We start from the raw sequence: 13090 nt of genomic DNA, 5'->3' as shown, positions 1-13090 counted from the left end.
GAGCCCGGGCTATTGTGGCCCAAGCTCTGCAGCAAGTTCGTGAACGCTTGAGCGAATATCATTGAACATCCCAAAATTAACGCGGTTTGCGACGACGAAAATACCGAGTTTACGGTTGGGTGAAAGTACCACATAAGTCATGAAACCGCCGAGGCCGCCGCTTTTACCGAGAAGCATAGGTGTACCATTGCGCGGCATCGTTACAACCCAGCCGAGGCCCATTCCTTCCCCGCCGGTCACTTCCGTGCCAACGACACGTTCTAGACCGTCGTAAGGCAGCCACATTGTATGATCGAGCGTATGTGCTTCCATTGTTGCAGCGGTTGGATTGAGATGCCATTGCATCCACTTCACCATATCCTCGGCTGTCGAATAAACACCGGCACTGGCGTACATGATGTCTGGTACGATGTTGTTCGGATCATTCTTATTGAATGGATCAAGACCAACCATCATGCGCTTTTTCTGCTCGTCGTTCAGCGCCGTTGTTGTGTCATCCATGCTTGCAGCTTCAAATACTCTCCTCTTCAGCAGGTCGGCAAAGCTGCTATTGTCTGCTTTGGCGAGTGCGTCCCCCATAAGTCCATAACCGAAATTGGAATAGAGCGTGGTCGTGCCGGGTGCATAAGCGGGCGCATTTGATGCGATCCATTTCCAGTAATAGTCGCGATTAAAGCCATCAAACGGATTGTCGGAGGGTTTTGCTCCTGGATCTGCAAGCTCGCGTGGCAAACCTGCAGAATGCGTGGCAAGATCAAGTAATGTAATTGGCCGACCCGTCTGCTTCACGGTTGAACCGTCTGGAGCGTATTTTGCGAGCGGGTCTGTCAGCTTCACTGTACCATCGGCTGCCAGCGAGGTAAGCACATCGGTTGCGAATACCTTCGAGATAGAACCCAATCGAAATATTGATTTCCCATTTGGCTCCGTATCGTTGCCAGGCACGGTCTCGCCAAAACCTTGTACGATACTTTCGTCACCGCGAACCACTGCGATGGTGAGTGCTGGCGCGCCGGAATTGAGAAACAGTGCCATACCAGTCATCGAGACGGCGTCTTTTAAAGCAAGGTCCTCGGCACTGGATTGCTGGGTCGCCATGACGACCAAACTGCTCGATATCAGCAAAGCGCGAATAATGCTTGAAGTACGATAGTCAAACGATTGGCTCGAACGCATCTCGATCCCCTGTACACAGACTGGCGTTACTATTTTGATGTTGCAAGCATTTGAAAACAAGCACCGCCTTGAGCAATGCCAGAAGGATGAATCAACCTACCCGTTGGATGAGTGACCATAAATTTTGGGCATCAAGGATTTGGGTTGTATTAAACGCCAAGTCGTTCGCGCAGGGGTTTCCGATAAACACGCGAAACTGGCCAGGATTGCTTGATTGCACGCATCTTGATCAGCCATCTGTCTGGTTTGCTGCGGTCCACGTCTGAGACATGCAGCGCATTGACGAAAGCCGTGCGGTGAACACGAAAGAAATAGCTTTCCGGTAATATGCTTAGCCAGATGCCAAGCGGGCGTGAATCGAGTACCATGGAACCATCGTTAAGCCAAATTTCACTATAATTTCCCGCCGAACGGACGCCAACGATAGTTTCAGGTGCGACACCGCGCACAACGCCGCGTTTTCGCAGATAAACTACCGGCGTTGTTTCATCCTCCGGAATATTCGCAACCTGATTGGTGCTCTTGCCGTACTTAGCTTGAGCGATCAACCTGGCGCATTGGAACATCGCCTTGATTTGAGCACCTGACCACCGGCGATACTCGCGGGTCATATCGAAGCCAATAATACCCCTTAGGCGTCCCTGATGGCTAATCGGAATGCTCAGTATGCTCTTGTTTCCCTGCCGTAAAAATTCGACCTGAATTGTGCGTGCTACACGCGGCAAGCCATGTATATCATTAACAGCGACGGCTTTGCCATCCATCAGGTGCCGATGCAGCCATCCGATAAGTGTTGTGGGAGCTTCCTGTAATTCTTCAAGAAATGATGTCGTACCTCCACGACACCACTCATGTGTGTTACGAAACCGCAGCATATCCTTTCCGTATTCTATCATCCATGCCCGGTCCGAGTGCGATGCATTGCCAACAAAATTCAAATACTCAGAAATAGCGGTATCTACGGGGTGTTTAAGCAACTCCATAGCGCAGTAATACGGCCAATCAGTTGTTGGTTCATCGACACAATCCTGCTCAGACCAGAACTGATAGGCTACAAATATCTGGTCCAACCCTAACTCCGAAACTGTGTTTATTCCGTTTTGGATAGATGTCAGGAAGATCTCCAAAACCGCACCTGACAAAGGAATGATATCTTGTTGTGCGACAATACTCTTTATGATCACAGTTTTTTGCACATAACAACTAATCATTTTAATTGCATTTATGTTAGCGAGAGAAACGCTAGATTTGATGAATGAGCAACACGAACATTGCGCGCTTACGCAATAATCGAGCGCATTAAATGAAAATCGCGCCTTTCTTTATCTAATCATATGCATGGAATAACGATTATTATCTAACTCAAAGCCAACAAATCTAACGAATAACATTCCATTTAAAATGTCAGCGATCATTACGAGCAGTTGATGCTTTAGGTTCACATAACCGGCTGAGCGTTTTCAATGCGCAGCCGGTTATGTAATATTAAGGACGATTAGAAATGATAATTCAACCCGATCTTCACCGAATGGAAATCCATCCAGTTTGAAGCTTGTCTGCCATTAACGTTTTTGTAAGTTCCATCGACATGAATCGGCAGGAACGAGTGACCGGTTGCTGGGCAACCCTCTGGCCTGTCGCCATCTGTACAGAAAATACTGTCATCGAATTCTGGAGTTGTGCCTTCTCGGGCTCCTTTGAATTCGAATTTTGATCGCCCGAAACGCGTGTATCCGTAATCAGCACGTACTGACCATTTGTCACTTAACGCGTATTCAACACCGCCACCCAACAAGAGACCCGTACGTAGCTTTTCGTCCTGTTCCGAGAATGAGAATTGAGTAACATTACCCGCTGGGCGCGTAAGGTTTGCATCAAAGCCCTTATATTGGCTGCGAACCTGTTGCTCGTTCAGAAGCGCTAGTCCCGCACTGCCATAAATCAACACGTTGTTGAAGGAGTAGCCCAACCGACCCTTAATGCCAGCTGACCAGTCATAGTTATATTGCGTGATTGACTGGAGTTGTCCCGTTGAGCGCTCTGAACCATCGGTAAATGAACGCGTCGAAGACGTAAGATTTGGTCGTGAAACATCGGCTTCAAAACCAGCAACCAATCCGTTGCTCAGCTGATAATTGTAGCCGCCCTGCAAACCAAATGATGCATTTTCAGCTTTAAAGTTGGCCGATTCATCCAACGTATTGCCATTTGTCGAGCCATCAGAAGCTGTTGTAGTGCCGCCGCTTCGGCCCATATCATAACCGATGTTGCCGCCGAAATAGAAACCGCTCCAGTTGTGCTTACTCTTTCTAGAATGCAACAAGTCCGACCACATATCCGTTGAGAACAAAGGAGCGTTACTGCCGAATTTTGTCGTCGCATCAAAACGGAAGGTTCTGCCGGGAGCAGGCATCAACGATGCGTTCAGTGCATCCATGTAGTAGCGGTCCGTCAGATTGTCGATCCCGACGTTGAATTCCCAGCTTTCGTTGGGTTTGTAATTAAGATAAAGATCTACCAGCGTATATGGGTTCCATATCGAGGGATTAATCTGTCCGCCCATATAGGCATCATCGCTACCATCGCCGATATCTTTTACGTTACGCTTGCCGACATACATAACGCGCCCGCCAACGGTCAGCTTTTCATCCAGGAAACGCGCCCCAAGATTAACCGTGATGGTGTCTTTGGGTGGGACTTGCTGCAGGGTATAACTGTTGTAAAGTCCACCTTCCGCGCATTGGGACCGGGTAGATTTCAATGTTCCCGGCTTCGCGCAATAGAGCGTTTCCAGATAATGGTTCCAAGAAATGCCTGCAAAATATTTTCCGGTATCGTAATCGGCATTCAATTCAAGACCGCGTGTTTTCACATAGTCAAGATTGACCATGGTGATTGTCTCGGCATAGAAGCCCGGAAAAATTTGGGTCGATTTGCCGACACGCGAGATGAAATTATCGATATGATTATCGAAATACGCGCCATGGAGGCGGAGTGTGTCACCTGCCAGGAAAACATCTTTGCCAAGATAGCTCGTACCCAGCTCAAAACTCTTGTTACGTTCGGGCTCAATTGCAACTTCCTGCAATGTCGTTGCGACTGAAAAGCCTTTGAGTGTTTCGAAACCACTTGGCGAGCGTAAAACGCTGCCTGCCTTACCGTAGACGAGCCATCCGTCCACTGGTTCAACAGTTAGTGTCGCAGTAGGAGACCAGCCTCCACCCTCGCTTTCTATAGGATCACCATAAGTAACTTCCATCCCATTATCGCCATATGTGATGCCCGAGTTGCGATCGAAAGAATTATAGTGGGAGTAACGGATACCTGGTGAGAATGTCAGCCAGTCTGTTGGCTTCCATTCGGAAGATGCAAAGACATTCCATTCTTTGCGATTGCCTTCGCGTGAAGGACCAAAACCATCATTGTCACTTAGTTTGTAATCATAACCGTCAGGAAAGCCCATATCTTCCCGCAGAAATCCCGCACCATAGTTGAACGAGATTCCGCCAAGGGCTGTATCAAACTTTGAGGTGTTTTCAGCCGTTATGCCTTTGCGCTTATTCGCGCTGTACCACTTAATCGGATTGACCGATGAGCCGTTCATCGTGGCTGCATTCATCTTCAGCTGAAGATCGGTATAATAGGCATTGACCTCGAGATCGATCAGGTCGTTGTCGTCTGGGTTCCAGCGATATTGAGCGGTGTAGGTATCGAGCGAAATATTGTGAAGGAAACCCTGATAGGGGCCACTGCCGAAGGTGGTCCAAATCTGCGTTGGCATGATTTCACCATAGGTACTTCTATAGCTGTTATATCCCAACTCCAGCGTATGACCATCGTCACTCTTTACTTTGCCTTTCAGCAATAGGCTGTCGTTGCTGTTTGATGTGTTGAGGACTTCTTCACCAGCGCGATGCTGATTGAGTCCACCATTGGTTATATTTGTCGTTCCATCGCCTAGTGATGTATAGACCGGATTGGCGGCATCATTGCCTTTGGCACCGGCATAATAATTGCCGTTCTTTCGCCGCGCTTGTGCTGCGACAATCTCGAAATTGTCCGTCTTTGCAGCAATTGCGACGCTACCCGATCCTCCGGTCGGTGTCAGAAATCCAGGGCGATCCATGCCTGCGCTGCCGCCGAACGTTGTAGGAATTTCGGAATTGCCGAATGTACCAATTCCACGTTGACCAGCCAAAGTACCCAGTGCCGGTACAGGTGCACTATTCGTATTGAAGCCGCCTTTGACACGAACGCCTGTGGTTTGTCCGGGTATCAGAATATCATCCGCGTTGATCGTGGTCATACGCACGACGCCACCAATCGCACCATTGGCATCAGCACCCGTGCTTGAACCTTTTTCGATTGACATAGAGCTGATAAAATCTGGATCAATGTAAGAGCGCGACTGAGCGCCGTTATACCCGCGATAAACTGTCGTTTCTTGCGTCGCGCCATCAACAACCACAGGAGCGCGACCCTGTCCTTGAATGCCGCGAATATTAATATCGACGCCGCCCGAATTGCGCGTTTCGGCATTCATAACGCCCGCGATGCCTGTAAACATATCGCCGGGTGAGGTGCCTCGGTTGCGCTCGATTTGTTCAGCCGACAGGTAAACACTCGAACCCGGTGTTTCATAAGGCACATTTGCCGGGTTCACGCCAGCGCCTGATGTAACGGTGATCGTATCGAGAACCGTTGTGCCAGCCCCCACGACATCACCAGTTGTCGTTGCCATTTTCTGTTCAAGAATGATTGAACGAGCGCCTGTCACACGATAGGTCACATTCGTGCCCTGCAAGAGGCGTGAAATTGCTTGTTCGGGTGCCATGTTACCAACAACGGCGGAACTGAAAGCAGACTTTGGGAGGCTAAACGCGTACGCGATGCGCCACCCACTGACCGCTCCAACATCTGCAATTGCCGATGCAAGCGGCTTAGCTGGAATATTAAAGCTAAATGTACCCGCTTCAGCAACTGTCTGCGCATGTGATGCCACTACAAAGGGCACATGAACCAAAGCTGCTGTGGTACACAGCAAAGTCATTGCCAGTTTATTTTGATGCTTTTTATGAAGTGGCCGCGCCATCTGTTAACTCTCCGTCCTGAGCGAGACTGGCTGTCTCTTATTTCAGTAAACGAGCGAGTGCGGACGAACCTCATCGCATTTACAAAATTATTACAAAAAAAGTCATGTTAAAAAATCAGTGTGACAAAAGGAACGCTACGCACAACATTTGCATTGAGCGCAGCAGCCAAGGTATCAACCGAACCATCAATGTCGGTCAATGAAAAGCTGCCCGAAATGGTCTTGCCGGCGAAGCTTCCGCGTAAGAAGAATTTTCTAGTACTGTGACGTGAAAGGGTGGATACGACGTCAGCGACCTCGGCTTGATTGACCACCAGACGTCCTGACATCCAGGTCATCGTCTCATCTGTATTGGCCGGTTGCACACTTCCTGCTGAGCCAGCAGATACCTTTATTTGCTCACCCGCAACCAACCGATCAGGCTTCTCATCGTAGGCACCTTTCACAGAAACGATACCTTCTGATACACTGACGGTTGTGGAATTGGATACATGGTCGACGTTGAAACGTGTTCCGATGACACGAATTAGGTCTCCATTGACATCAATCTGGAAGTCGGGGGCTGACCCCGGAACAACTTCAAAAAAGGCTTCACCGCGCAGCAGCTTCACATGCCTTTGGTTATGGTCAATCTCGAATGAAATGGCTGTATCTGCCCCCATTTTGACCACCGTACCATCTGGAAGTGTTTGTGAAGTCACATAATCACGACCTGATACAATGTCAGCCTGAAAATTCTGGATGAAACTGGGGTCAATTATCCAGACTGCGAGTGTGGCGGCGATGCCCGCTCCAGCGACTGTTATCCAGTTTCGAGACCTCGTAAGATGTCTTGCAACAGAAGTGCTGGGCGGAGACAGGCGTGCCACTCGCTTTGATGGTTCTTCAAGATGCGCCCAAAGCACCCGCATCTCATCCCATGCGAGACGGTTGAGGCGATCTGCATTCAGCCATTCTTCAAGCTCATTGAGATCGCTGGTCGACAAATGACCGCCAGTACGCTTAGCGAGCCACATTGCTGCCATATCGCGTTGCTTTTCAGATGGTTGCTGGCTCTGCGACATTATCCGCTGGCTGACCTTTTTTGAATGGCTATCTTTTTCGACCCGTAAAAGCCGTTTATAAAGATGTTTCTATATTTAGAAACGTTTCACGAGATGAATTCCTCATTTGCATAGCAGGAAATTTACTTGTCAAAATTGGACATTCGTTTTTGGCAATGCCTCATCGCTTTGGCGATATGCTTCTCTACTGAACTGATCGAAATACCATATCGCTGGGCGATTTCGGAATTCGACATGTTATTGACACGACGGAGTAGAAATATATCACGCGAAATTTTCCCCAATTCCATTAATATAGCATCGAGTTTTTCAAGGGACTGGCGTCCCTCAAGAATCGTCTCGGGTGACAATACAGACCCACTGATCTGCTCGGGAACAATTAATTCCATAATTTCACGGCGCCGAAGGGATGTTCTTATGTGATCAATGCTGGCATTTCGCGTTGCTACATAGAGTATTTTAACGTTTTCATCATGACTTTTATCAGATCCACCATCGACTATTTTTGAAAAAACATCCTGAACGATATCAGCGGCAGCTTCCTTGTCGCGCGTCATTCGCGTGACAATGGCTTCCAATCTTTTGCGATGATCTTGAAAGAGAAGCGTTAGTCGATGGCTCCAATTATTCATTTCTACACTCTGAGCCAAACGACCAAAAATACAAGATGGGATAACGACTGCACCTTTTTTGGCAATCCTATCTTCTAAAGTTAACTTCTTTAATCATGTTTATTTTAGTCAAGCAAGCCATGATATAGAAAGGATTGCCACAGCGCCGGACGACAGCACTTTGAGGCACCAGAATCGGTAAGCCCGCAGAATATCAGCAGTTTAAGAGCGCCGTTGCCTCTTAAGAGGATTATCCTTCGTTCAAATGATTTTCCCTCAAACCTCTAACCAGATTTGACCATAAATAGTAAACTGCTTGAAAGACGAAGCCTACCTCGTCCACCTCACAGCGAACTTCCGCGCAATCGTGCGCGGAAGTCCGGCTTTAGTTAATTTAGAAGCTGGCAGTCAATGATGCGTAGAATGTGCGCCCCGGTCCTGGCTGCATAAAAAGGCTCAGTGGATCAACGTAGTACCTATCCGTCAGGTTCTCTACCCGCACAGTGGCCGTGTAGTTCTCATTGAGTTTATACTCCGCAAATACATCAACAAGTGTGTATGGCTCCCATTCAATCAGTTTGATAAATTGCGACGCACCCACTGCAGTTGCGTCACCATGGCCAATCGCGCGATTGGAAACATAAGACAGACGCCCCCCTATAGTCAGAGCATCTTCCAATAACTTCTGGGACAAGGTCAGATCAATGCCATATTTCGGAGGGACGGCATTGGTTGCATAATCCGCATAAAGTGACTTATTTTCGCAAGTGTCAGCGGTACGGCAGAACTCCACGTTCAGATAATAATTGGCTGCAAGCTCTGCGCTAAATCCACCAAGATCATAGCGTGTGGAAAACTCAAGGCCTGAGAATTTAGCGCGATCAATGTTGAAGATACGCATATTCTGGTAGACTTTAGCTGGGTCTTTATACCACTCACGAGCAATATAATCCTGTACATCCCAGTTGAAGTAACCGAATTTCACCATCGCTTGATCGGCCTTGGCAAGAAGGCTTTCTTCCACGAAATTCACACCAACTTCCCAATTGTTGGATCGCTCTGATTTCGTATTTGTATTGACGCTCATATTAAATGCAGAGACCGACTCCATAATGCTCGGTGCACGAAGAGTGCTTGAGTAATTTGCGTAAAGCTGGGTGCCTTTGACTGGTTCAACCGTCACACTTATAGATGGGCTAAAGCCGCCTTCCTTGAAGGTTGCTGATCCATAATCAATTTCGGGTAGCCTGTTCGTTGGATTGCTTCGGTCTTGTGACCACATATGGGAATAACGAAGTCCGCCATTCAGTGTAAGCCAATCCACTGGCTTATATACTGCCTTGACGTAAGTGGCGACTTCTTCACGTTTGCCATCACGTAAGTCGATCATATAATCCCATTCGGCTGTGCCATCACCTGGGGATGTGTCTTCAAGCTTATAAGAGACACCATAAGTGAGATCGATGTCACCATAGGCAGTTACGTGGCGTGATTCATTACTCACATCCGCTCCCCAAGTCCAAAGATCCGGACCAGGTTTGAAACCAGCCGGTGGCTTCTTGCTAGGATCGGAAAACCAAAGTTCATAAGCAGGCGGGCTGCGCTGCTCAAGACGTGTAACCCATATGTTTGATTTGACGTTTATCAGGTCATTATCTTCGGGGTTCCAGCGATATTTGAATGTGCCAGTATGGATATCGGCATCGGTCGTCAAACTCTGCTGTTCAGCACGCACTGTTCTTCCATTAAGATTAGAAGCAATACGATCACCTGAAATGCTCTGGAAACCAGTGTATCCAAGCTGCACGCTATGACCATCTCCAAAGTTGACCTTCCCTTTGACCAGCCATGACTTTGTCTCAAGTTGCGTATTGAGAACCTGCTCACCTGCGCGATAATTTGTTAGTCCGCTCTGCTCCATATATTGGGGATACCAATACGAATTGTATGGGTCATTAGGGATCGTATCACACGAATATCTGCAGATGGACTGCCCGCCATGATTAATCAGCTCTGACGCAGGCCCATTCTTTCCCGCATGATAATTGCCACGTTTGCGATACGCGTAGCCTGCCAGAAACTCGTACTGCTCATCTTTCATTGCAGCAACAATGCTACCGGAGCCGTTTGTTGGCTTGAGAAATGCCGGTCTATCCATTGTGGCATCACTCGCATTTATAACAGGCGGGAAAAGGCTATCATAATCCGGCAAATCAGGATCATTCATTTGCGGGCCAGAGTAGCCTTTATTGATAAGTTCATAACCGGCCTTTTCACCAGCAACAGGCTTGCTTGAATTGGTGCCGAAGCCGCCTTTAACCCGAATGCCAAAACGATTGCCTTCTTTAACAATGTCACCCGCCTCAACTGTGCGCATAGCAACTGTACCGGCTATACCGCTTGATGCAGCATCTGAACCTTTCTGGATTTCAACGCCTGCAAGAAGATCTGGGTCGACAAAGGTGCGGTTCGAAACACCCTGATAACCCTGATAAATATTGATTGCATTCTCCGCGCCATCAATTGTCGTCTTAACGCGACCCATGCCTTGCATGCCGCGGATGTTCACATCAATGGAACCTGCACCATTGCGCGCTTCCGCAGACATCACGCCAACTGTGCCCCGAAAAATATCCGCAGGACTTGAACCTCTGAAACGCTCGATAGACTGCTCAGAGATAAATGCCGTTGGTGCAGCCGTATAATAAGGCGCGTCGACAGCGGAAATGCCGTTGCCGCCGCTCACCGTTATTGTATCGAGCAGAGTGGTGTTCAAAACATCCGGCGCAAGCTGAGTTTCACCAGCCGGGTCAGCAATCGTCACTGTTGTTCCGTTAATACGATAGTTGAGACCAGACCCAGTAAGCAGCCGCGAAAGTGCCTGCTCTGCTGTAAAGTTACCCTGGACACTCGGACTTGTTTTTCCTGCAACCACACTCGATTGCAGCAGCAATTTCAGACCGGCGCGATCCGCAAAGGCAGTCAAAGCACCGCCCATGCTTTGCGAACGAATGTTAAACGCAATTGTTTGTGCAGAAGCTTGTTGAGCATATGCGGCACCAAGCTGGGCCATTGGAGTTGTGCCAATGATTGCAACTGACGCGAATAGGCCAGCTTTAATTACAGCTCTTGAAAGAGACCGCTTATTATTTGTGGTTGATACACTGCGCATAAAATTTCGCCCGTCCTGATCATTATTCTCAGCTGATATCCGGTGCTTGCGCATCTTCAACAGCCCTCTCAGTTTCAAGGACGAAATCAATTTCTGAATCTTACACCGCAAATCTCAAAAAAGTTGATTATTATAATCATCTAATTTCATAGCTTTAAATTTTTATCGAAGGATCGTGACAAAAGGCATGCGTGTCACTGTAACAGGCAATGTTTTCTCAACCGTATCGAGCACTGTGTCAGGCTGTGTTAAATCAAAAACGCCGGTGACATTGAGCGATCGAAGCCGACCATTGGCGATGAAAATCTTACCGTACTGATAGCGCGACAATGCAGCGACAACTTCACCCAAGGGCTTTGAATTGAATATCAGCTTGCCGCGAAGCCAAGCCGTTTCCATTTCCGCATCAATATCCTCCGGCACCGAAGGCACGTTGTCAGGCCGATACGTAACACGCTGATTTGCCACTGCTCGGACACGATCACTATCTTGTTCAATAGGCTTCGAACTATTGGAAACGCTAACAATTCCTTCTGTAACAGTCACGGCAACGTTTTCAGGGCGGATATCGATATCAAACTCTGTTCCAATAGCACGCGTCTCGCCGCCACCAGCTTCAACGATAAACGGACGCGACGCATCTTTCGCCACCTTAAACAAGGCTTGCCCTTCAAATAAGAAAAGTCGGCGTTCGGACCCGGTTAGGCGCGCTGAAAACGCGGTATTTCCATTCATAAACACGGTCGAGCCATCGGATAGTAGTACGGTTTTCTGTTCGGCTGAGCTTGTTACATAATCGGCATATAGGCGTGGGCCAACAATACCGACACGCTCAAACGCTATGCCAGTAGCGCCAAGCACTGCAGCGCCCAGGATGGTCCGGCGCGTAATTCTGGTATTGCGTTCGGTCTTGCGTATATGGCTACCCGTTGAACCTATACCATACCAAAGGCTTTCGGCCTCCAGTGCTGCCAATTCGTGTTCATCGCTCTGCTGTCGCCATAAATCAAATTGTACTCTGTCCTCTGTCGTCGCACGTCCGGAACTGAGCTTCACCACCCAATCAATCGCGGTGTCACTGAGACCAATATCAGTATCAAATTTTTTTCTAGCAGAATTCATCAATTGATCAGCGCTCTAAAAACCGACGCTGCCAAAGAGTTTGGAAAGCGGTCGCATGAACTTACCTTTATAAGACGAAACACAAAGAGCAATCTTACACAGAGGAGGGATAAATTATTGCAGATTTCTGAAATGATCACGGCAATGACGAAGCGCCTGTGCAAGATAGCGAGCAACCATACTTTCAGAAACACCAAGCTGCTCAGCAATTTCCCGATGAGACAGCCCATCACAACGAGCGAGAAGCAAAGCCGAACGTGCCTTTTGCGATATCTGCATAAGCGCGATTACAAGTTGTCGAAGATTGTCACGATCTAAAGCAAACGTTTCAGGCGATGGATAGCTATCAGCTATCGCCGCCAGCACGTCCTCGTCGCTAATACATACAGCATTGTGGCGCCTGTCTTTGCGGAGCAAATCAATTGCGATATTGCCAGCAATTCTGAGGATAAACGCGCGCTGGTCACGAATTTCTGGTGGCTTGCTTTTTAATGATGCGAGCCTCAACCAGGTTTCCTGCAACGCATCTTCCGTCAACTCATGCGAACTTATTCGCCTTTTGAGTGCATCACGCAGCCATTTCAACTGACGGAAATAAACCGAAATAAGCTCTTCCGCGCTGTCTGTTGAATCTAGCTTCATTTGTACGAGATGCCTTGGATGAGGATTATCACAACCAGCATCGCTCATAATCCAAACGAATGAACTTCGCAATACAATACCAATTAACTCAACTTATAATTTGAACTTTCTGAACGTGCCGTTTTTGAAAGTTTTAAGAAGGGGTAAAAACCAGCCGGATAAGGCGTTGGTGTATAAGTACGCCTTTTTTTGCTGAGCGCCTAGGTATAAA

Annotated in this window: 8 protein-coding genes; all 8 read right to left on the bottom strand. The window is 48.1% G+C overall.

All coding sequences use genetic code 11. The annotated features are described in order from the left end of the window. Positions 1–9 precede the first annotated feature (9 nt). On the bottom strand, positions 10–1176 hold the full coding sequence (gene ampH, locus WH356_RS14520) for a D-alanyl-D-alanine-carboxypeptidase/endopeptidase AmpH (RefSeq protein ID WP_339511965.1): 1167 nt from the start codon (positions 1174–1176) through the stop codon (positions 10–12). A gap of 149 nt (positions 1177–1325) precedes the next feature. Beyond that, on the bottom strand, positions 1326–2246 hold the full coding sequence (locus WH356_RS14515) for a GAF domain-containing DNA-binding protein (RefSeq protein ID WP_339511963.1): 921 nt from the start codon (positions 2244–2246) through the stop codon (positions 1326–1328). Between the two features lie 425 nt (positions 2247–2671). Further along, on the bottom strand, positions 2672–6268 hold the full coding sequence (locus WH356_RS14510) for a TonB-dependent receptor domain-containing protein (protein WP_339511961.1): 3597 nt from the start codon (positions 6266–6268) through the stop codon (positions 2672–2674). A gap of 107 nt (positions 6269–6375) precedes the next feature. Then, positions 6376–7332 carry a FecR family protein gene (locus tag WH356_RS14505; RefSeq protein ID WP_339511959.1) on the bottom strand — a complete coding sequence of 319 codons (957 nt, stop codon included), beginning with the start codon at positions 7330–7332 and terminating at the stop codon, positions 6376–6378. Positions 7333–7454: 122 nt separating this feature from the next. Beyond that, positions 7455–7964 carry an RNA polymerase sigma factor gene (locus WH356_RS14500; protein WP_339511957.1) on the bottom strand — a complete coding sequence of 170 codons (510 nt, stop codon included), beginning with the start codon at positions 7962–7964 and terminating at the stop codon, positions 7455–7457. 373 nt (positions 7965–8337) lie between these two features. Continuing rightward, positions 8338–11016, bottom strand: coding sequence for a TonB-dependent receptor (locus WH356_RS14495; RefSeq protein ID WP_339511955.1), 2679 nt, complete (start codon positions 11014–11016; stop codon positions 8338–8340). A gap of 261 nt (positions 11017–11277) precedes the next feature. Beyond that, positions 11278–12237, bottom strand: a complete 960-nt coding sequence (locus WH356_RS14490; protein ID WP_339511953.1) for a FecR family protein — start codon at positions 12235–12237, stop codon at positions 11278–11280. A 114-nt stretch (positions 12238–12351) separates the two neighbouring features. Next, positions 12352–12879 (bottom strand): RNA polymerase sigma factor, encoded by a 528-nt coding sequence (locus WH356_RS14485; protein ID WP_339511951.1) that lies wholly within the window; start codon positions 12877–12879, stop codon positions 12352–12354. Positions 12880–13090: the final 211 nt, after the last annotated feature.

The organism is Ochrobactrum sp. MYb379 (genome assembly GCF_037479515.1).
GTDB lineage: Bacteria > Pseudomonadota > Alphaproteobacteria > Rhizobiales > Rhizobiaceae > Brucella.
Note: the sequence above shows the minus strand (reverse complement) of the source record. Positions and strands in the feature narration are given on the sequence as shown.